Here is a 22,911-nt window from a genome sequence, read left to right on the forward strand (position 1 = left end):
AATTATAGGAGTGTATTTGCATGAACATGAAAACATTTGAAATGCGTGAAAAAAGATTAGCAGAACTATTAGGTGCAAAAGTACTATGGGAATTTATTAGTGCTGTAACAGAAGAAATTGAAAAGCAAGAACTAGAATCTACACCAGGATTATTAGAAGATCTATTCATACATGTAAAAGAAACTATTCAAATTCAAAATATGAATCAACGCAGAACAAAAGCCCCTGTAAAAATAGAGGCCGATGGTATAAATAAAGATACATTATTTATGGAAGCATATGTAGAATTAATCAATCATAAGTTTGTTATTTCTGAATTAGCTGTAGAGCTTTCATCTGTTCTAAAAGAATTAAATTGTTTTGTTCAATCATCTTTGCCACAGCTTCAAAGTGAGCTTGATTCTCAAGAACCTCAATCTGCTTCTCTTTAGGGAGGGATTGAAGGATTTCTTTTATATCTTTACACTCGTATATATTATTCCTTGAGCCTTCATTATATAGTAAAAGAACAATTTAAAAATATGTTGAGATTATAAAATGGTACCAAGAAAGGATTGCTCATTTTATGCTTCTACAGTTCATACAATAAATTGATGAATTTCTAAAAGTGGAACCATATTTGGAAATTTAGGCTGATGGTGAGTGAAGTAAAGATGCTTGGTGTTGTGAAAAATTAGGTAGTTTAAAAGGGGATTTTTTATGAAGAATGAACGAGTAGTAACTTGTAATAAAAAAGGAAGTATTGCAGTCGTTACAATTCAAAATCCACCAGTCAACACTTTAAGTTTAGAAGTAGTTCAACAATTAGTAGATGTATTAGAGGAAATAGAAATTGATAATAATATTTCAGTCGTAATTATAACTGGAAGTGGAGAAAAGGCCTTTGTAGCAGGAGGGAATATAAAAGAATTTCCAGATTGGATGGGCAAAGGTGAAAAATATGCTGAGATGAAATCATTAGAATTGCAACAACCACTTAATCAACTAGAGAATCTGTCTAAACCGACTATAGCTGCTGTTAATGGGTTAGCGCTAGGTGGTGGATGTGAATTAGCACTTGCTTGTGACTTAAGGATAATAGAAGAACAATCTTTAATTGGATTACCGGAAATTACGTTAGGTTTATTTCCTGGGGCTGGAGGAACCCAACGCTTACCTAGATTAATTGGAGAAGGGAAAGCAAAAGAGATGATGTTCACAGGGAAATCGATTACAGCTAAAGAAGCAAAAGAAATAGGCTTGGTTAACTACATTACCCCTCGAGGAGAGGCGTTAAATAAAGCAAAAGAGATTGCAAGGGATATAAGTAAATTTTCTCTTCCAGCTCTCGCCTATATGAAGGTGGCAATTCGCGAAGGGGCAGCAGTACCTTTACAAGAAGGGCTTGAGATTGAAGCGCGTTACTTTGGAAAAGTATTTCAAACAGAGGATGTGAAGGAGGGGGTAAAGGCATTTATTGAAAAAAGAATGCCGCATTTTACAAATAAATAGAATGGGACGAAAAAAGTTATCCAGGTTTATTCTACACTATGTCAACATAGATGCTGTTTTTAAAGCTATTTATTTGTTTTTCGCAACACCTTTCAGATCTAGTTCGTCTAATAAATAGATTTGTAGTAGCATGTCTATTTCAAAAGTGAAAATAAATAAAAAGGCGGAGGAATAGAATGGAAAATGGTACAAATGAAAAGGAAATAAATCAAACGCCTTTAGTAAGTGTATTAATTCCTACGTATAATCGTCCACACTACTTTGAAAAAGCTTTATGTAGTGTATTAGAACAAACGTATCCTAATATAGAAATTATAATAGGGGATGATAGTACAAACGACGAAACAGAGAAAGTGTTACAAAAGTACTTGTATGATCATTCAAATATTATTTATATAAAAAATAAGTCAACTCTTGGACAATTTGAGAACTCACGTATGTTATTTCATAAAGCGAAAGGTGAGTATATAAATTTCTTAATGGATGATGATTTATTTCATGTAAATAAAATTGAAAAAATGATGAAATACTTTTTAAATGACCTAGATAATGAAATTAAGCTTGTAACATCCCATCGCCAAGTAATGGATGCAGAAGGAAACCTATTGCCAGATGTTTATGCAACGATGCGTTTATTTTTTACAGATACGATTATAGATGGGCTACAATTAGGAAAAATGGTGATTATGAATCAAAAGAATTATATAGGAGAACCGACAACGGTTTTATTTCGTAAAAGTGATTTAACAGAACCGTATGGTGTATTTGATAAAAGGCGGTATCTTTGCAACGTAGATGTAGCTTCATGGTTATCCTTACTGAGTAAAGGGAAAGCAGTATATATATCGGAGACGCTCAGTTACTTTCGATTACATTCAAATCAGCAGTTAAATGAATCTAATAAAATGATGGATGGGTTAGAGGATTTTTCTCATAGTATTATTATAGCTGGAGAAAAATATGGTTTCTTATCCTCCGAAGAGGAGTTAGACAGAGCTATTACAAATTTTCTAGACTATGCAAGAAGAATTGTTCCATCATCCATATTATATTCATTGGACTACTATCAACAAATCAAGCTAAAGAAAATAAATATTGAAAAGAAAAAACAGCGTATGAATATCAACTCGCACCTCCCAAAAGTCAGTATACTAATTCCTGCCTACAATAGACCTCATTACTTAGAATTAGCCCTCAAAAGTGCTTTGAATCAAACCTATGAAAATATTGAAATTATAATTTCTGACGATAGTACAAATGATGAAGTAAAAACAATGATCCAGCCATACTTAAAAGAACATAAATGTATAACATATGTTAAAAATGAAAATCCATTGGTGGCTGAAAATTTTAATCAATGTATAGAGCTTGCTACTGGTGAATATATAAATTTTTTACTAGATGATGATTTATTTCATCTTGAAAAGATTGAGAGAATGATGAAATACTTTTTTGAATTAGAAAACATTGCATTTGTGACGTCGTACCGTGAACTGATTGATGAGAATGGAGAGGTATTACCCCCATCGACATTGAATATGAAAATTGCCATAGAAACTACAATTTTTGAAGGGGAAACACTAGGGAATTATATGTTGAAAAACTTGAAAAACGTAGTTGGAGAACCGACAACGGTTTTGTTTAATCGCAATTTTTTTGGAGGGAAATTTGGTTATTTTAAGGGGAAAGCGTATTCTTCTATTAATGACATTGCAACTTGGTTAGATATGATGAGGAAAGGAAAAGTAGTTTATATAGAGGAACCTCTTAGCTACTTTAGACAACATAGTGGACAAAATCAAAAACAAATGTACTTTATATTAATGACAATTGAAGAATGGATTGAATTAATTACAGATGCACATAATAGTGGGTTTTTAAATACTGAACAAGATTATAAAGAGAGCTTATCTTATTGTTTGGAAAATGCGGGATTTATACTTAAGGATGCAGTAAGAAGTGGAGAACTAGATCAAATTTATAATGAAAAGATAAAAAACGGGTTAATTAAACTAGTTACTCATATATTTGAGAAAAATATTTGTTATTGCCAATATTGCAATCAAGAATTTAAAAGTTTTTCTCCTTGGCCAGCACATTATGATTTTCTAAAATATGAATTTGAGATGTGGAATAAAGATACAGGTATCTGTCCAGTTTGCTATTCGATGGATCGTGACAGGTTGTATCGTGCGTACATTGAAACAGAGACGGATTTGTTAAGTAGGAATTATACTATGCTTCATATTGCACCTGAAGAGAAGGTAAGAGGGTGGCTTAACCAGTTTAAAAACATTACTTATACATGTGGGGATTTAGAACCAAAGGATTCTTTAATGGAGGAAATTGATATTACGAGAATTGCATACGAAGATAATACCTTTGATGTTATTTTATGTAGTCATGTATTAGAACACGTGCCTGACGATGAAAAAGCAATGCGAGAATTATATAGGGTACTAAAGCCAAATGGATGGGGAATTATTCAAGTGCCAATCGTAATGAATGTAGATTTTATTATAGAGGATAAATCTATTGTAACGCCATTATTGAGAAAAATAGCCTTTGGTCAAGAAGATCATGTTAGGATTTATAATCGATCGGGATTTATTCAACGATTAACAGATGCGGGCTTTAAGGTGGAATTGTATAACATAGCTCAGAAACAAGGAATAGAAATTGCTAGGAAATTCGGATTATCTGAAACGGATATGCTCTATATTGTCCGAAAATGATAGAAAGGAATAGATGCATATGGAGAATATTCCTTTTTTACGTGCGTCAATTGTACCTGCAAACGAGTACTTAGATGAATTAGAGCGAATTGATATATCCCACATATATACAAATTATGGACCTATAAATCAACGTTTTGAAGAAACAATTATGTCTGAATTTTTTCAGAACAGGGGAGCAGTTACAACAGTAGCAAACGCAACGCTAGGGTTAATGGCGGCAATTCAATGTAAGAAAAGAAAAAAAGGAAAGTATGCTCTTATGCCTAGTTTTACATTCCCTGCTACTCCATTGGCAGCTATTTGCTTATTTTATTGATATTTCATTAGATGATTGGTGTATGGATAAAACGGTACTGTTGGATAAGATTGATGAATTAAAAGAAGAGGTTGCAGTTGTTGTTCCATATGCAACATTCGGATCATGGATGGACTTGAAAGACTATGAAGAATTAGAGAAAAAGGGCGTTCCGGTTGTTGTAGATGCGGCACCAGGGTTTGGATTAATGCATGAGGGTGTACATTACGGTCAGAATTTTAGTGGTATGATTGTATATAGCTTTCATGCAACAAAGCCTTTCGGAATTGGTGAAGGTGGTATGATATATAGCCATAATGAGGAAGAGATAAATCAAATTAAAAGAATGGGTAATTTTGGATTTGATCATAATCGTGAATGTACGATGATGGGGTTTAACTGTAAAATGACTGAATATGCAGCAGCTATTGGGATTACAACGATAAATAAATGGAATCAAAAAACGCAAGAACGAACTCGTATCTCTGAATGGTATAAACAGTTATTACAAAGTACGGGATTAATAAAAAAAGGCTGGCAAGTTCAAAAGACAAAAGCAGTTATTCATCAATTTATGCCTATCCTCTGTTCAGAAAAAATTAACAATATGCAGATAATAGAAGAGTTGAAAACGCAAAAGATAGAAGCTAGATCATATTTTTCACCATCTTGTCATCAACAAGATTTCTTTAAAAAATATAAGTCTACAGATTTAACAAATACAAATAAAATAGAAAAACGAATCATTAGTCTACCTTTATGGGAAGGAATGACAAAAGAAATCGTAGAGAAAATTATAATGTGTTTAATGCAGAAGGGGGTTTCCACAGATGAATAGTTTTTATAGTCAAGAAGAGTTGAGCGAAATTGGCTTTCTATCTGTCGGGGAAAATGTATTAATAAGTAAAAAAACCAGCATATATAATCCAGGTGCTATATCTGTTGGGAATAATGTAAGAATCGATGACTTTTGTATTTTAAGTGGCAAAATTACAATTGGAAGTTATTCGCATATAGCGGCATATACAGCGTTATTTGGAGGAGAAATGGGGATTGAAATGCATGATTTTGCAAATATTTCATCAAAAACAATTGTATATGCAGCAATTGATGATTTTAGCGGAAATACATTAATGGGACCGACTGTTCCACATCAATATAAAAATGTGAAAGCTGGAAAAGTTATTTTAAAAAAGCATGCCATTGTTGGTGCGCATTCTATTATCTTTCCAAATGTAGTAATAGGAGAAGGAGCGGCAGTTGGCGCGATGAGTATGGTAAAAGAAAGTTTAGATGATTGGTATATGTATGTTGGGGTGCCCGTAAGAAAAATAAAAGCTCGTAAAAGAAAGATAGTAGAATTAGAAAATGAACTTTTAAAAAACATCAATTCATGAGTCTTTAAAAGATAACGCTGCAAATTATCTCAAAGAAATAAACAAAGACATGTGTGTATGAGGGTATATTATTCGATTACTAGTAGGTGGCAAAAAGTTATAGAACTTTACGGATAAAATTTTGATTTAAACCATAAATTTGCCGTTTCGGTAAGGTTATGGTTCTTTTTGTTTGTGGAAGAAAACTTATTATAGAGAGCACTACATGTCCATCACCACTAAGAAAGCCATAAAGTAGACATGAATTCTTAAAAATGATACTACATAATAGTTACAAAATACCTTTGGATCGCTCCTGCTTTATATAAAAATAGTAACATACAATTGTTTATAATCTCCATTGCAAAGGAAATTGATGCATTTTGCTATGGGAAACTGGAATTTCTAAGTAACTTTCCTATATATTTAGGTTTTAATAGAGTGTATAGACAGCCCTTAAAATTCCTTGAAAACAAGTAAGTAACCTACTAATTGGTAAATCAACAATAGGCGGATGCGAGACACTAGGTGTCGTTATTGTTCATTCTCAATCATATTCTGAATAATTGAGTCTGTATCGGTCAGGACCATAATCTCAGCCATGTGTACTTAGAGGTTTAGAGGTAATGCTCCAGTTCCATGTCGTTAGGTAAGAATAATGTCTCCGGGATTTAAGATTAAAATAATAAATGTTAATATAAAAATGAAATGTTTACAATATACCATTAAATAACTATAAATATCATTAAGAGCTTAAATTCGGAAAAAAACTATCAATTTCAGATTCATAAACTTCAATTTCTTTAACTGCCCCAATATCTTCAGGAGAACCATCCCAAATATAGCCACGTACACTATTCATTCCAATATAAGCTGGACTAAACCAAAAATCCTTTTTTGATGTATTGTTTGTGACCCATATATATACCCAATTAAGAAAATAATTATAGAAATCTAAAGTGCTTCTAAATTTAAATTTCACTAATGGAGTATTTTTAGGTGGAGGATTATGCGGGAAATAGTTTCTCTGATTTCTTTGTTTATGCATTAATTCATTTATTTTCAAAAAATTAATCGAACTTTCATCCATATCTTTAACATCCCTTCTTAAATGACCTATTTACAATCCTATTTATGCAAAAAATATAAAAATGAAACTTGTATTTTTTATTAAAAGTTTCATTTTTTAATCATACATAGACAAAAATATAATTCTATTCATCAAGATTATCTACTTCTTGAAAATAAGTGTATTTTATATGAAACTTCAAGAGAATTAAATGGTACCCTGGCGTATTAGTGTTGTTTAGTTGTTCTAAAAGATATAATAAGTGGCTGAGAGGAGTAAATAAACTTAAACTATAAATCAACGCATAACAAAAGCCCCTGTAAAAACAGAGGCTGATGGTATAGATAAAGATGCATTATTTATGGAAGCGTATGTAGAATTAATTAATCATAAATTTCTTATTTCTGAATTAGCTGCAGAGCTTTCATCTGTTCTAAAAGAATTAAATTGTTTTGTTCAATCATCTTTGCAACAGCTTCAAAGTGAGCTTGATTCTCCAAAACCTCAATCTGCTTCTCTTTAGGGAGTGATTGAAGTATTTCTTTTATTTCTTTACACTCGTATATGTTATTCTCCGAGTCTTCGATTAATTTATTGCGACGATTGGTGTATTCAAGTGCACCTAAAGTCGCTAATGCGCGAGGATCTAATCCTAGAATTTCCATGTATTCCTCTCCTTTCCTCTACAATAATTCGATAGGGGAAAGGAGATTCCTTTAATAATCTGGTAGAATTTTTAAGAATCCATATAATATGATGTTGATTAGTGGAATGTTATGTAACAGGGATGCAATAGAATTAGATCTAAAAGAACTTCTAAAAAAGACGAGGAGAAAAGGAAATTCATTAATTCTCACTCTTTTTCTTAAATGCCCTACATATAAAACGTTTGTTTCCTTTTATCATGAATTTTACATTGGATTCTTTTAGGAAGATTAGGTAAATATATGGGATGGAATATGAATAGATAAACGAAGCGGAAGGGAAGTGTAACCATCAGAATTATGGGGGATACTAAGGGGGATAATGTAATGTGTTTTAAAATGTTTAAGAGTGAGAGGCTATGTATCACTTGTTACTTAAAAAGTAAAAGATTAGACATTAAAATAGAGAGAGGTGTCTAAGTTATTTGTATAGATGAAATAATTGAGCGTATGAAATTAAAACATGATGAAATATAAGGTGATCTTTAGATAGGTTAAGCAGAGAAATATGGCATGCTAAGAAAGTAGCTAGTAAATTTGAGGAAGTTAAATTGTGAAAGGTCACACTTATGTTAACTTAGATGTCTATCACTAACTTATTCTGTATAAAAAATAGCTGCACAAAAGTACAGCTATTCTTCTTCGCAAATTTATATAGCTTCAATGACGAATTGAGATTGAGGTATATATAGTAATTGAGCTGTTAAGGAAGTTGTTGTATTAGCAAATGGGTATGCGCCCTTATAAAGAAAATTACTATACACTATTTCATTCATTTCATAGGTCGTACACAGTTTTTTTAGGATTTTTTGAGAAATTTTATTTGTACAAGCAGCAATAAAATCAAAATCTCTTTTACTTATTTCTTGAATGGCATGTGAAAGCAGGGTAGTGACTATACCACTTCCCATCCAATCTGGATGACAAGCACCCATATCTAGATAGACCAATTTTTCTTTATCTAAATGAGAAAACTCAATAGATTCTGTCTCTAATGTATCTAAAAGTTGAAAAATAGGTTCCATTTGTGGGCATAGTTCATTCGCTTTATCTGCATCTATTAGTGGCTGGGTTACTTTTTTTGTTAAAAGAACCCCAACAATTTGAAAGTTTTCTATTGCTACAAATGACATAGCTTGAGATACAGCTTGTTTCATCATTTCTTCGCACATTTTGTGAAAAGGAGCAAAAGGAATTTGTAAACTGCTTACAAGAGGTTCATTATTCACAAAAGAATGTGCAAGTAAATGTGCTGCATCTTTCACGTGGTGTGTATCAAGTAGCTCTATATTCATATGTTTTTCCTCTTTCCTGATATAGTGAATAGTAATTAAAAGGATTAAAAATTTTATTTCATTTAGTTAAGTTTAACTATTAAAGCGCTAACAAATATGGTTATGAAACATATGAATGAATCTGTTTAGTAGCAATCGAAATATTTTCATAAAGAAATTCTATGATCTCATCTATACATTCAACAGTTGTATATGGAGAGATAGAAAAGAATTTTAATGTAGAAATCGGATTTCTATCATAACTGTTTATTACATCTACTACACAAGAACGAGTTGTATCACCAAAAAATACTTGATCGCGATTTTTTCCTAGGTAATTAAATAGTTCTATATTTAATCGGTTTATATCCTCAATCTCTTCTTTTGTTGCAAGGCCTATTCGTTCTTTTTCCCAATTTTCTTGGCCATCTCCATTTAGATAGAAACGGAAAGTTGTAATTGGTCCAAATGTAAAATCATTTGTGATTGCGACTTGGGGTAGGGCCTTGCGCAACTTCTCTCTAAATAATAGATTTACACGAATATAATTTGCTAATAATTTTTGATATCCTTCAATTCCAAAGGCTAATAGATTGATATACATCGGAATAGCACTACCAGCTCGTGAACATTCTAAGGTATAGCCTGTATGATAACTCCCATATGATCTATTACCAAGGTAAGGTGTATCATCTTGTTCAATGTCCATCAGTTGTAAATCAGTATGATTTTTTACGATTAGAATACTTGAAGCATAAGGTGTTTGTCCTAATTTATGAAAATCAAAACATACACTGTCTGCAAGGGACATATATTGCATTTTATCTTGTACATATTGTAAAGCATTTTTTACATTAGGTTCAAATGAGAGTGGATTTTCTTCAAAACTATAATTATTAAAGAAACTATAGAATCCGCCCATTGCAGAATCAGCATGGATATAAATAGGTTTTAATTTATATGTTTCCTGTATTGTTTCAGCACTCTCTTTAATTTTCTTTATATCATCAATGGTAAAAGTATCTGTTGACCCCATAGTAGCTAGAATATAAAGGGGGATACCACCATTTTTAATAACTTGTATCATTTTATTCTCTAAATCTTCTATATCCATAGAATTTGTATAAGGATCAGTTTTCACTTTTATTAAGTGATTTGACCCAATACCAGTTGCTTCAGCTGATTTTAATAAACTATAGTGTGCATTTTCAGAAGCAAAGCAATATACATTTTGTGGAGCACCATATTCTTTTGCTGATGGGAATTGTTTAGAAATTGCTAAACGCAAGCTCGAAAACACGCATCCTTGTCCACCCCATGTTGTATAGCCGCCGCTGTTATGCGGATTATAACCTATCAGTTTTGAAAGCATGGATACCACTTTTACTTCTGCTTCTGCTGCTCCTGGACCATATACATCCCAAACACCATTACCATTTAAAAGGGCCATGGTTATTACACCTAATAGTGAAGGTATACTTGGTAGTGGTACAGCGTTAGACAAGTAATATTTATTTGGATAAGGATGACCATTCATAAATTGGTTTAGCTCTTCTATAACCTCAGACATATTGATGCCAGCTAGTGGAATATGACTTTGGTGAATTAAGCTATTGTAGTATCCTTCTGATTTTTCCTCACATTTACCTAAAGTAGCTCGCTCTTCATTTTTTAATCGGTCAAGATTTTTAATTATTTTCTGCATAGATTCTAATAAAAGTTGTTGTTTTTCTTCATTTCCGTCAACGCTCGGAAATAGCTTTAAAATATCTTGCATGCAGTCACTTCTCCTTGTGAAAAACTGGATTTTTATTTTACTTGGTTAAACATAAGGGTACAATAATTTGTAATTTCCCTTTCGAATACTTTGAAATGAGGAGCTATTTAGAAAAAAATGTAATTCCATAGAAAATTATATGAACTATGGAATTTAAAGTAAAGAAAAATTTTTTGATTTATTTTAAAAAAAGTAATTGTGAGATAATGAAGTTTCTAAAAATATTTCTGAATTAATTGTTTATTCGGTTTGCATGTTGCCCTAGCATGTATTCAACTAGTGTAGTGGATATTTTAATATAATGTAGAACGTATTATAAGGTAGTTGAATAAAAGGGTTCAACTACCTTATAAACTGTAGAAATTGTTGGGAAAAGATAAAAAAATAGGGTGGAAGTGCTAAAGATATGTTCTAGTGGAGAAGAAGTAGTAGTATGGATTTGGTAGAAAAATCAGCATAATTTTTTATGGAATAATAATTATTCGATCAAAGTTTTTTAATGAATTCAATTTCATTATCTAATAATAATGGACGAGTTAAGTGGGAAGAGTTTTCTTCAACTTGAGTAGAATTTTTTGCACCAGGAATAGCAACTGAAACAGCTGGGTGGCTTAAAACATAACGTAAGGCAATTTGCGCGAGACTTCGATTTGATCGTACAAGTGAACGTAATTTCTCTACTTTGTTTAAGCTATCTTTAAACCAATTTTCTTTGGGCCAATCCTTTCTTAAATCATCGTCTGGAAATTGAGTTTCATGATTAAATTTTCCAGTTAAAATTCCCATCTTAAGTGGACCTCTTATCACAGCACCTAAATTATGTTTTTCAATATAAGGAAGGATGTCTTTTTCAGGTTCTTTATTCAGAATACTATAATCGAATTGTACAACGTCTAAATCATCATTCTGATTAAAATGTTTAATGTAATCTAAATCATTAGTAGAAACGCCGACTGCTCTCACTTTGCCAGATTCTTTTAAAATTTGGAAAGCTTGAAGAAAGGCTTCTGTTTCTTCAGGTTTATCCCACCAAATATGACAAAAGTATACATCTATATAATCAGTTTTAAGCCGCAGTAAACTAGCATCAAACGCATCAATGATCTTTTGAGGATCTCCATAAACTGCTGGTTGATTTAGATCATAATGATGACCAATTAATCCACCTTTTGTAGAAAGAATGATATCCTGCCTGCATTTATTTATAGCTTTTGCAACGAGTGTTTCACTATGACCTAGTCCATAAACGTCAGCAGTGTCAATAAAATTGACCCCTAGATCAATTGCTTTTTCAATTGCATTAATTGATTCGTTATCTTTTACTGCTCCCCATTCATCTCCACCAATCGCCCAAGAACCGAATCCTATCTCTGAAACAATTAATTCAGTGTTTCCTAATAATCTATATTCCATTATGTACAGATTCCTCCTGTTCAGTTTGAGTTATTAGAAATATATATAGCAAACAGATGGAATATTCTTGAATTTGTTTCCGGGATATGAATTAGATTTAATATTTTAATGAATGAATATAAAAATGTTTTATAAAAAGAAATTAGAATTATTAGTGAAATGGTTTTTTATGCTTAAATTGAATAAAATTATGAACTGTTACAGTGTAAATATGAGTTTTATTCATAATTTTAATAACTATGCATTAAGTGAAATAAATGTTGAATTTAGTCGGAATATATATATTTACAAATCGCAGAATCTGTACATATAGTTGTAAATGTAAATATTATCCGCTTTTAAATATTTATAAAAGGAGAAATTCATATGAAAGAAATACAAAAGCAATATGAAATTGTAGAAGAATTTGATGCAACAGTAGGGCAAGAAGCATTATGGATAGCTCATCAAATGGAATTAGAAAAAGGAATGAACAATGAACCCATCATTATAAAGCTAAAAGGAAGTCTTCAAATAGAGATCTTAAGGAAAGCGCTTACTTTAATAGTGCAATCTCATCCAGCATTACGCACAATATTTGTAAAGAGGGATGAAAGAATAAAACAATTAATTCAAAAGAACGTAGATTTTGAGATTCCCATTAAGGATTTAACTGCTTTTAAAAACACAGAACAAACATCTATTCTAAAAAAATTATTAGATTCTATAGTGAATGAGAAATTCAGTTTAGAAGAGGGGCCTTTGTTTAAATTCCACCTTATTAAATTGAATGAAGATACATTTATTTTGCATCTAAATTTTCATCATATTATTTATGATGGATGGAGTTTAGGCGTTTTCATCCGACAATTGTCCACCATTTATTGTGAATTACTTCAAGACAAGACGAGTTTAGTATTTGAATCCCCTTATAAGAACCTCGTAGAGTATGAGGAGAGTTTTATTGACAGTGCGATATATAGAGAAGGATCATCTTATTGGAAAGATTATTTACAAGGTGAATTAACTCCTACAGAGTTTCCTACTATTTGTAATAAGATGGATGAAAAGAGATATACGAACAAAAATATAAGCAAGAAAATTAGTTCGGATCTATTTTATCAATTACAATGTTTTGCTAAAAAAAATAATATAAGTATTTATCGAGTAATGTTAAGTACTTATTGTACCTTACTTCATCAAATGACAAATGCTGAAGAAATAATTGTAGGTATTCCAATTAATACTAGACCACATACGGAAGAAAGGAATGCTTTTGGCTATTTTGTTAATACGTTACCTATACGTATAACAATAGAAAATGGAGATACATTTAGGACAATACTTAACAAGGTGAATGAATCTGTTCATCTAGCTATTACGTATAAACATAATCCATATTCACATATAGTAAAAGATTTAAATCTAAATAAAAATACACATCATAATATGATATATTCAACTGCATTTAATACGATAAGGGTACCTCAATTGAAAATTCCTGATATTAAGTCCACAGTTTTAACAGATTGTAAAAGAGTAAATCCTTTTAATATGACCTGGAGAATCATGAGATACGAAGGGGAGACAGAGAATAAAATTGAGGTTGACTATAACTCAGCATTATATAAACCAGAGAGTATTAGTGATTTAGTTGAAAGATATATATATTTGTTACAAAAACTAATGGAGAATGTGAGCGAACCTATCCATTCATTGGATTTGCTTTTAGAGAAAGATCATCGTCTATACAAAGAAATGAACTCAAATGCTCTTACATATCCTAATTCAAAAACATTAGATCAATTAATCGATCTACAAGCATTAAAATCGCCAAATCAAATAGCGATTTCAATGGGGGATAAATCTATTAGCTATTATGAATTGCAGCAAAGGTCAAATCAAATAGCGAATTATTTATGTGAAAATGATATAAAAAAGGGACAACGTGTAAGTATTACTATGGAAAGAGAGATTGATACCATTGTATGGATTCTAGGTATCCTAAAATCAGGCGGAGTTTATGTACCAATCGATCCAAAGTTTCCTGAAAAAAGAATAGAATACATCTTAAAAGATAGCGAAAGTCAAATGATTATTACGAAGAAAGAATACAGGGGATTGGTTGAAAGTTTTGCGATTCATACAATTTTTCTAGAAGATTTTCATTATACTAATTCTATAGAAAATATTGCGCCTACACATACCATAGAAGATGCAGCTTATATTATCTACACGTCAGGTTCAATGGGTTTACCAAAAGGAGTCGTTGTACCACATAAAGGAGTAATTAATTTATCATATTCAGTAATCAATACATTTCATTTAGGAACAGAAGATGCGTTTTTACAATTTGCAACGATCATTTTTGACGCCTCTATTATGGAAATATTTCCGATTTTGCTATGTGGAGGAAGAATGCATTTAATTTCTGAAATCGAAAAACGTTCAGCAGAGGAATTTATTAATGTAATTCAAAAGAATGGTATTACAAATGTGGTTTTACCAACTGCGTTTTTTAAATTAATAGCTGATATGCCAAAAGAAATGTTACTTAAATTAAATTCTGTAAAACGTGTATTTGTAGGAGGGGAAACTTTACCTGCTGAATCAGTTCGTAAATGGCAAAGTAAATTAGGGTTAAAGATTCCACTTCTTAATGCATATGGTCCTACTGAAACTACTGTATGTGCAACGATGTATGAAGTAAATGGTGAGATACAAAAAGAAATCTCTAATATCCCAATAGGTAAACCAATTGCTAATAGTGAAGTTTTCGTGGTTAGTCCGTTTAATACGTTATGTCCGTCAGGTGTAGTAGGTGAGTTATTTATTGGCGGTGATGGAGTTGCCAACGGATATTTAAATCAAATGGAAAAAACAAAAGAGGCGTTTATTTCTTTCAATAAATCCTATAATCATGATAAAAAGATGTATCGTACTGGAGATTTAGTACGTCTTTTACCGAATGGAAATTTAGAATTTATCGGAAGGAAAGATAATCAAGTAAAAATACGTGGGTATCGAATTGAGCTGGATGAAATTGAAGGAACATTATTTAAACATCCAGAAGTGAGAGATGCTGTAGTATTCACTTATCAAAACGACAAAATCGTTAGTTTTTATTTATCAAAAGACAATATAGAACTAAAACAAGAGGCATTAAAAACATTCTTAAGTGAAAGTTTACCAGATTTTATGATGCCAAATTATGTATTTCACCTTGAAAGTTTTCCTGTATCACCAAGCGGGAAAATAGATAGAAAAAAATTAGAATTACAAATCCCATCTTTACTTGAAAACATGCAGAAGCAATATGTTCCACCGATAAGTGAAACAGAAAAAAGATTGGCAAAAACATGGGCAAAGATTTTAAATTTAGGGAAATATAGAATCAGCAGAAAGGATGACTTTTTTAAACTTGGGGGACATTCATTAATTGCTGTGCAAGTGTTAAATCAAATTCAAAAAGAGTTTCATCTAAAAATTGAAATTAGGGATATTTTTGAGCATACAACGATTGCTAGTTTATCTGCTTACATCGATAAATTAATGACAGTAAATCATGATAGGGAAGAACAGGAGATGCAAGTATTAAAAGTTGCAGATAAGGAAAGTTATCAGTTATCAAGTGCTCAAAAAAGAATCTGGTTTTTAAATAAGTATAACGCCATTAATAGAGTATATGATACACCACTACACATATATATTGAGCCGAGTTTAAATAAGGATATTTTACAAGACACCATAAGATTTTTAGTTGAACGACACGAGATGCTACGAACAGTGTTTATTGAAAGAAATGGGGAGCCTAGACAAGTCATCTTAAAATCAATAGCGATTGACTTGATTCACGACGGGATTGAACACATGTCTAAAAAAGAACAACAAGAATATATACGTACAACAATAAATCAAACGGATCATACACCATTTGATTTAGAAAATGGCCCTCTTTTTAGGATTAGAATTTTTAATCTGAATAAGAAAAAGTCTTATTTATATATCAATTTACATCACATTATTACAGATGAGTGGAGTGTAAGGAATTTATTAGATGAATTAATGAAGGTATATAGTGCCTTTGCAAAACGTAGAAATCCTGAGTTGCCAACTATCTCTAATCGATATGTAGATTATGCTGAGTGGGAACAGGAGCAGTTAAATTTAGGTCGGTGGGATACGGAAAAATCTTATTGGATGGCTGAACTTGCAGCACCTCTTCCTATACTAAATCTTCCTTTAGATTTTAGTAGGAATCGTCAAAGTACAAATAAGGGTACAGTATTTGAAATGAAGTTAGATAATGAAATGAAAGAGTCTTTGAAACAAGTATGTGAAGAAGAGAATGTTTCTATGTATATGCTGTTTTTGGCATCATATATTCAATTGTTACATTATTTAACTGATCAAAAAGATATTATTGTAGGTACACCGGTTGCTGGAAGGAATTATCAAGAATTTGAACAAATACAAGGATTTTTTGTAAATACTTTAGCGATTAGAACACAATTGAATGATGTGAAAAATTTAAAACAGCTATTGCAAGTAGTGAAAGAAAAATGCTTAAATTCTTTCCAAAACCAATCGTACCCATTTGATAAAGTAATCGAGCAAATAAATCCAGATAGAAGCTTTGGGAATAACCCGATCTTTTCTACTATGTTTAGTTATCAGAAAGATATTCTGCAGCAACATGATGCGTACAAGATTCAATTGTTACCTAATAAACAAGATGTTAGTAAGTTTGACATTTCTTTAGCTGTTGAAGAAGGATTGGATTATGTAGATATTTCATTTGAATATGATATTAATCTTTTCAAGGAAGAATCAATTAATAGGTTTACTCAAAATTTATTTAATATACTGGACGCGTTTATTCATCAGCGAGCAGTAGCATATGAAAATCTTTCATTCCTATCACAGGAAGAAGAATCTCTCTATAAAAAGGTAAATCAGACAGAAAGACCATATCCGTATTTTCAAAATATACAGGAGCAATTCTATAAGCAAGTAAAAAGACAATCAAATCGGATTGCTATAGCGACTGAAACGGAATCTTTAACATATAGACAATTAAATATGAGCTCTAATCAAGTAGCTCAACATTTACTCGAAAAAGGTATAAAAAGAGGGGATAAGGTAGCCATATTTTTAGATAGAAGTATGAATAGTATCGTTTCTATGCTTGGAATATTAAAAGCCGGTGCTGCCTATATACCAATCGATGTAAAATACCCTGAGGATAGAATAAATTATATAGTTCGTGACAGTGAGGCATGTAGAATTATAACGAGTAACAAATACAAAAGTCATTTGAATTTAAGTAATTATAAGGTTTCAATCATAGAGGATCTATATCGTACGACTATAAATGATGATGTAAAAATTTTAAATAAACCAGATGACTTGGCATATGTAATTTATACTTCAGGATCAACAGGTAAACCAAAAGGTACATTATTAACACATAAAGGAGTATTAAATTTAGTTGAATGGAGAAATGAAGTATTTCAGATTTCTCCAAATGATAAAGTAACACAGTTTTATTCCCATAGTTTTGATTCTTCTGTATCGGAAATTTTCTCTACCTTGTTAAATGGGGGGGAACTATATTTATTAAGTGATGAACAGCGCTATTCAACTGTCGCATATGCTCAAGCCATTCAAGAAATAGAAGCAACTATTTCTGATTTACCAACAGTATTTTTCAATGAATTATCAACTTCATTAACGAAATTGGATAGCGAAAAGATACGTTCTTTAAGATTTATAATAATGGGAGGAGAAGCTGCATCAACAAATGCTATTAGAAGTTGGCAAAGTACTTTTAAAAACCAAGTACAGCTGGTAAATGAGTATGGCCCTACTGAAGCAACCGTTTCAGCAATGTATTATTTCATACCAGTTTTAGAAGAAAATAATCTTTTAGGAAGCATACCGATTGGAATTCCAATTTCTAATACAAAGGTTCGTATATTGAATTCATATATGCAACATTGTCCGGTAGGGGGCATGGGTGAATTATATATTGAAAGTTTAGGATTGGCCCAAGGGTATTGGAAGCAGGAAGAGAAAACAAAACAGGCATTTATTTCAAACCCATTTTCAGAAGACAATAGTAAAAGATTATATCGAACAGGTGATTTAGCAAGGTGGTTACCAAATGGAAATATAGAATTTATGGGCAGAAAAGATAAGCAGGTTAAAATTAGAGGGCACAGAATTGAATTAGGGGAAATAGAAGATGCAATGTTACAATTCGAGGGGATAAGTCAGGCTGTGGTAACACAAACGAAAGATGGAATGTTACTGCAAGCTTATTATAAAACAGTGGACGGTATAGGGATAGAGAAAAATAAGTTAGCTTTACATTTATCAAATGTATTGCCAGAATATATGATCCCTAAATATTACTCTCATGTGTTAGAAATACCAATAACGGCGAACGGTAAAATTGATTTTGAAAAGCTGCCAAAAATAGAGTCTGGTCATGAGCAAAAAGATGAGTGTAAACTTAAACCTCAAACTAAAGTGCAAAAAGGCATTGCAAAGGTATGGTCTGAAGTTCTAAACATAAAATCTATAGGTTTAAAAGATGATTTCTTTAGTTTGGGTGGACATTCTTTAAAAGTTATGCCGGCATTAGTCAAATTAAAACCGTTATACCCTAACTTGAAAATTCAAGATTTCTTTAAGTATAGAACAATAGAAAAATTAGCCTCTCATATTGAAGAGATGGAAGGCATGTCGTCCAAGAAAGAGAAAAATATGAATGTAGCATGTATGGAAAATGAAACGAAAACGACTCCTGTTTATGAAGGAACTAAATTAGAAGAATGTGAGTTAGATATGGTCAATTATCCAAAAATAGTTTTCCTTACAGGGGCAACAGGATATTTAGGAGCACATATTTTAGAACGGTTATTACAGTTGCCATCTACGACTATTTACTGTTTAGTAAGAAAAAATGAGAATCAAGTAATTGGTGCAAAGTTAAAAGAAAGAATGGAGTTTTATTTCGGTAAAGAAATTCTCCAAAAGTTGAAGGAGAGAGTAGAATTAATTGAAGGAGATTTATCTTTGATGAATCTAGGTCTAGATTCAAAGCAATTGGACCATTTAAAGAATAAGGTAAAGTCAATCATACATTGTGGTGGAGAAGTTAGACACTATGGAGAACGTGAGCATTTTCAAAAGGTAAATGTTCAGTCTACAAAATACTTATTGGAATTAGCTAAGAAAACAAATGCACGTTTTCATTATATATCGACTTTAAGTGTAGTAGGTCAGGCTGAAAGCGATCCAAAAGAATTTGAATTCTTTGAGTCTAATTTTGATAGAGGGCAAAATTTAGATAATCTGTACCTAGAAAGTAAGTTTCAAGGCGAGAAAATGGTCAGAGAAGCAATGGAAAAAGGAGTTCGTGCCACAATATACCGTGTGGGGAATTTAGTGGGTAACTCTAAAACAGGTAAATTTCAATACAATATTAATGAAAACGCATTTTATAGATTATTAAAAGGGATATGCCTATCTAGCATAGCTCCTGACGTCAATACGTATGTAGATTTAACGCCTGTAGACTATGGAAGTTTAGCTATTACTGAATTATCTTATAAGGCCAATACAGTAAATAAAACCATGCATATCTGTAATCCAAATCAGCTTAAATGGGACCAATTTATTAATAGTTTACAAGCTTTTGGATACGATATCCTGTTAATGAAACAAGAGAAGTATATAGAGAAGTTTTTTAATACGAATCTAACTACTGATGAACAGAAAGCTTTAGAGCTCATAATGCCTTTATTAGAATCTGTAGAAGAGCTATCAGTAGCTATACCATCTTGTTTGTATACGCAAGGATATTTGAAGAATATACACTGTTTAGAACCAAATCAAGAGTATATCAATTTGTTATTAAATTACGCTATGAATATAGAGTATTTACCATTAATTAAAGAACCGATACTGTTATAGTATATTCTATCGATTTTGAACAAAAGAACCTGTTTTCCATGGAGAACAGGTTCTTTTTCTGGAAAGATAACTTAGGAATAAAGAGACGATTCCTTCTCAATAGAGTACGTCCTATTGAGAATATGGATATACAATTATGAATATCTATATTTATTTTATAGTCTAAAACATTTTTTAATGGGACACTTAGCGTACAAAATTTCCGAAATGCTGGCATCCCTAAATCAAAAAGGTTGGTATTTATAATGCAAAATAGCACTTAAAACAAGTGTAAATTATCTCCCAAAGTGACATATATGCCTTAACTATTAAATTAGCCGTAATAAAATACTGTATCAAAAATAATCCGTAACATTATTGATTTCAAAGCATTTTGTTACTAAAAAATATGGTTATTAGAAATAAAATACAGTTTACGATCCTAACTTGAATATATCTCAGTCAAACTCCAAATGTTCTTAAAATATTGTATATGATATTTTAAAAGTCAGAATTTTTTATCTTTTATTTATAAAGCTGGACCCTTAAATATTTTGAAGGTTTTTACAAAAAAAGAAAAAGAATCCCTTATTAGGTTCGCAAATCAAAAAAATTCAGGGGGATTTATTATGAAAAAACTAAAAATTGCTGCTTTAACAGGTATTTTCGCTACATCAATAGCTACATCTGCTTTTGCTGCTTCTCTATCATTTAGTGAGACTTCAACCGAACTTGAAAAAGGTTCTAGCTTGATAACAGCAGTCGGAACAACGGTTGGTGGGTCTGGAACTGGATATGCTAAAGCGTATACTGAGACTTATATTAATGGTGTTTACTACACTAGTGATGATAGCGGTAAAGTGAATGGAAAAGTAGCAACTACTAAAGCTAAAGTTGCGTATGGTAAAGGTAAAGTAACTGCAAAAACAGATCACAGAATTTGGGATTCATCTGGAGAAAAGAGTATCAGTGATGTTTCAAGAGCAACTTGGTAAAAATCTCATACAAGAGGTAATAAATATATGAACTTAAAAAAAATACTTCTTTATGGCTTATTACCCACCTGCATTCTCGCCTTTATAATTTCAGCAGTTGTAACTAAATTTGACACTAAAGATAATGTAGAATTAGTAGAAGCGGAAGCAAAAGTAGCCGATACTCGCAATGAAGAATTAAATAAAAAAATCAAAGCATCCTGGGAAAGAGCTAATACACAATTTAATATTAAAGAAACAAATTACACAAAAACTGAATGGCTAGATATTAATCATATTGCAAATAAATTAGAAGAACCAACTAAGACAAATTATCTGGATACTTTAAGGGAATCTATCAACAAAGTTCGTCAAAAAGGTGACTATATTCCTGTAGTATATACAAACGCTGATTTATCTGAAAACATTATCTTATTTGAGAGGGAAAATAGGAAAATAGTCAAATTGGTAATAAACGAAGAATTATCTAATCAAAAACAAGAAAGACACTGGATACTTACTTCTAAGGAAGAAAAATAATAAATGAGCGTTCATAATGTCAACCCCCTCAAAAAATGAGGGGGTTTTTCTGTTACAATTATTTGTTTGCATCAAAAGATAAAATAAGTACTTCTACTCCTTAGTTCCATATATGGTGCCCACTTAAAGCTAAAACTTACTATTGCTATTTTGGTGGGAAATTTTCTTTATAATTGGGAGCTAAACGTAGAAATTTAGGCTTGAAGGTGGATTCACTCATTAATTTCATCCGATCTCTATTTACCTATAATCTTATTTTCTATAAATTATTACGATATAGATATTGATTTAAAACATTTTGTTTGGAATATTAAATTAGGATTTTCAGGGGTTAAGACAGTTGTTTATTATTCTATTTTAAATTCACAAAATTTTCAAATATTAAAATTACATACGTTAAGATTTGGTATATAATAAAATCAACCCGTGGTTATAGTGTTTGCTCCGATTCAAATTATGAGATAGTTTGTTTTAACTTTTTTACATTATCTAAAAAGAACTTGTAGGGATTCCTACAAGTTCTTTTTGCTTTTCTGATTGTATTAGAATAAAGCCTTTTTAATATAGCAGAAATAATAATGAAGTGTTCATTTCTCGCTTGCTAAGTAAAAATTTGTATTTTAACAGGTTTCATTAATAAAAATATTTTAGACTATAGAGTGTATCATTAGACAGTAAAAAAATAAGGAAAAAGCGAAGAACCACCAATATCCTTCTCTTTTTCCTAGGATTAGGGTTTCTATATTAATGAATATAGAAGATTATAAAATGTTGGATGCAACAATTTATAATCAAAATTATAGCAAGATTAAAGAGTGTTTTTTTTATGCAATATTGCATAAAAGATTATGATTTATCCAATATACATGTCTAATGAGGAATACAAAGATTCTATATAGGATGAATTTAATCCTTAAGGTTTCTTTATAGTGAATTAAAAGCGGCATAGATAAAAAGCTTAATTTTATCAATACAAGTTTTTTCTTTTATATATTAAAATGAAAATACCCTTTCAATGTATACTGACCCTTTCACAAATCGTGAAAGGATTTTTTTATTTAATAAATGAGTTTTGAAAAACACACAAAATATCAAACTCGTAGAACCTAGTGATAATAAGCACAAATACTGCTATCACCGGGTTTTTATTTGGTTATTTAACGAAGGGTTTTACAAATTACAAAAAATGTAAACTGAGTTTTGCTTTTTACAGATAAATCTTCCTGAAAAGTTGATTTAAATTTGGATACTTATTACATAGCAAAGAAAAAGCACCCATCATGGATGCTTTTTAAACTTTACAAATGGGGAGATTGAAG

At 31.2% G+C, this 22,911-nt stretch carries 12 protein-coding genes and 1 pseudogene; 8 read left to right on the top strand and 5 right to left on the bottom strand.

The window, feature by feature from the left end; all coding sequences use genetic code 11:
- The first annotated feature begins 20 nt into the window (after positions 1-20).
- The 5 genes and pseudogenes from MR107_RS09180 to MR107_RS09200 all read left to right on the top strand — a co-directional run bounded on the left by MR107_RS09180 (position 21) and on the right by MR107_RS09200 (position 5,921).
- A complete protein-coding gene (locus tag MR107_RS09180) occupies positions 21-431 on the top strand; it encodes a hypothetical protein (RefSeq protein WP_242292279.1) in 411 nt (136 codons plus the stop codon).
- Positions 432-699: 268 nt separating this feature from the next.
- Positions 700-1,491: an enoyl-CoA hydratase gene (locus tag MR107_RS09185; RefSeq protein WP_242292280.1), complete on the top strand. Its 792-nt coding sequence runs from the start codon at positions 700-702 to the stop codon at positions 1,489-1,491.
- 176 nt (positions 1,492-1,667) lie between these two features.
- A complete protein-coding gene (locus tag MR107_RS09190; RefSeq protein ID WP_242292281.1) occupies positions 1,668-4,226 on the top strand; it encodes a glycosyltransferase in 2,559 nt (852 codons plus the stop codon).
- A gap of 19 nt (positions 4,227-4,245) precedes the next feature.
- Positions 4,246-5,362, top strand: a pseudogene (locus MR107_RS09195) (aminotransferase class I/II-fold pyridoxal phosphate-dependent enzyme).
- The gene (locus MR107_RS09200) at positions 5,355-5,921 is read left to right on the top strand and encodes an acyltransferase (protein ID WP_086389367.1); all 567 of its coding nucleotides are present in this window, start codon (positions 5,355-5,357) and stop codon (positions 5,919-5,921) included. Before MR107_RS09195 ends, MR107_RS09200 begins: the two are co-directional and overlap by 8 nt.
- Positions 5,922-6,645: 724 nt before the next feature.
- Here the strand turns inward: MR107_RS09200 and MR107_RS09205 are convergent.
- The 5 genes from MR107_RS09205 to MR107_RS09225 form a co-directional block, all read right to left on the bottom strand.
- Positions 6,646-6,990, bottom strand: coding sequence for a hypothetical protein (locus MR107_RS09205; protein ID WP_065705402.1), 345 nt, complete (start codon positions 6,988-6,990; stop codon positions 6,646-6,648).
- Between the two features lie 377 nt (positions 6,991-7,367).
- Positions 7,368-7,634, bottom strand: a complete 267-nt coding sequence (locus MR107_RS09210) for a hypothetical protein (RefSeq protein ID WP_000404243.1) — start codon at positions 7,632-7,634, stop codon at positions 7,368-7,370.
- A gap of 689 nt (positions 7,635-8,323) precedes the next feature.
- Positions 8,324-8,968: a GNAT family N-acetyltransferase gene (locus MR107_RS09215; RefSeq protein WP_088338150.1), complete on the bottom strand. Its 645-nt coding sequence runs from the start codon at positions 8,966-8,968 to the stop codon at positions 8,324-8,326.
- Between the two features lie 100 nt (positions 8,969-9,068).
- Positions 9,069-10,724: a pyridoxal phosphate-dependent decarboxylase family protein gene (locus MR107_RS09220; protein WP_242292282.1), complete on the bottom strand. Its 1,656-nt coding sequence runs from the start codon at positions 10,722-10,724 to the stop codon at positions 9,069-9,071.
- Positions 10,725-11,210: 486 nt separating this feature from the next.
- A complete protein-coding gene (locus tag MR107_RS09225) occupies positions 11,211-12,137 on the bottom strand; it encodes an aldo/keto reductase (RefSeq protein WP_242292283.1) in 927 nt (308 codons plus the stop codon).
- Between the two features lie 366 nt (positions 12,138-12,503).
- Here MR107_RS09225 and MR107_RS09230 point away from each other — a divergent pair, with 366 nt between their 5' ends.
- The 3 genes from MR107_RS09230 (at position 12,504) to MR107_RS09240 (ending at position 21,592) form a co-directional block, all read left to right on the top strand.
- Complete coding sequence (locus MR107_RS09230; RefSeq protein ID WP_242292284.1) at positions 12,504-20,099, top strand: non-ribosomal peptide synthetase; 7,596 nt, start codon at positions 12,504-12,506, stop codon at positions 20,097-20,099.
- Positions 20,100-20,707: 608 nt separating this feature from the next.
- Positions 20,708-21,073, top strand: a complete 366-nt coding sequence (locus tag MR107_RS09235; RefSeq protein ID WP_086389361.1) for a hypothetical protein — start codon at positions 20,708-20,710, stop codon at positions 21,071-21,073.
- Between the two features lie 27 nt (positions 21,074-21,100).
- Positions 21,101-21,592 carry a hypothetical protein gene (locus MR107_RS09240; RefSeq protein WP_086389360.1) on the top strand — a complete coding sequence of 164 codons (492 nt, stop codon included), beginning with the start codon at positions 21,101-21,103 and terminating at the stop codon, positions 21,590-21,592.
- Positions 21,593-22,911 lie beyond the last annotated feature (1,319 nt).

The organism is Bacillus cereus group sp. BfR-BA-01441, from assembly GCF_022663075.1.
Taxonomy (GTDB): domain Bacteria; phylum Bacillota; class Bacilli; order Bacillales; family Bacillaceae_G; genus Bacillus_A; species Bacillus_A cereus.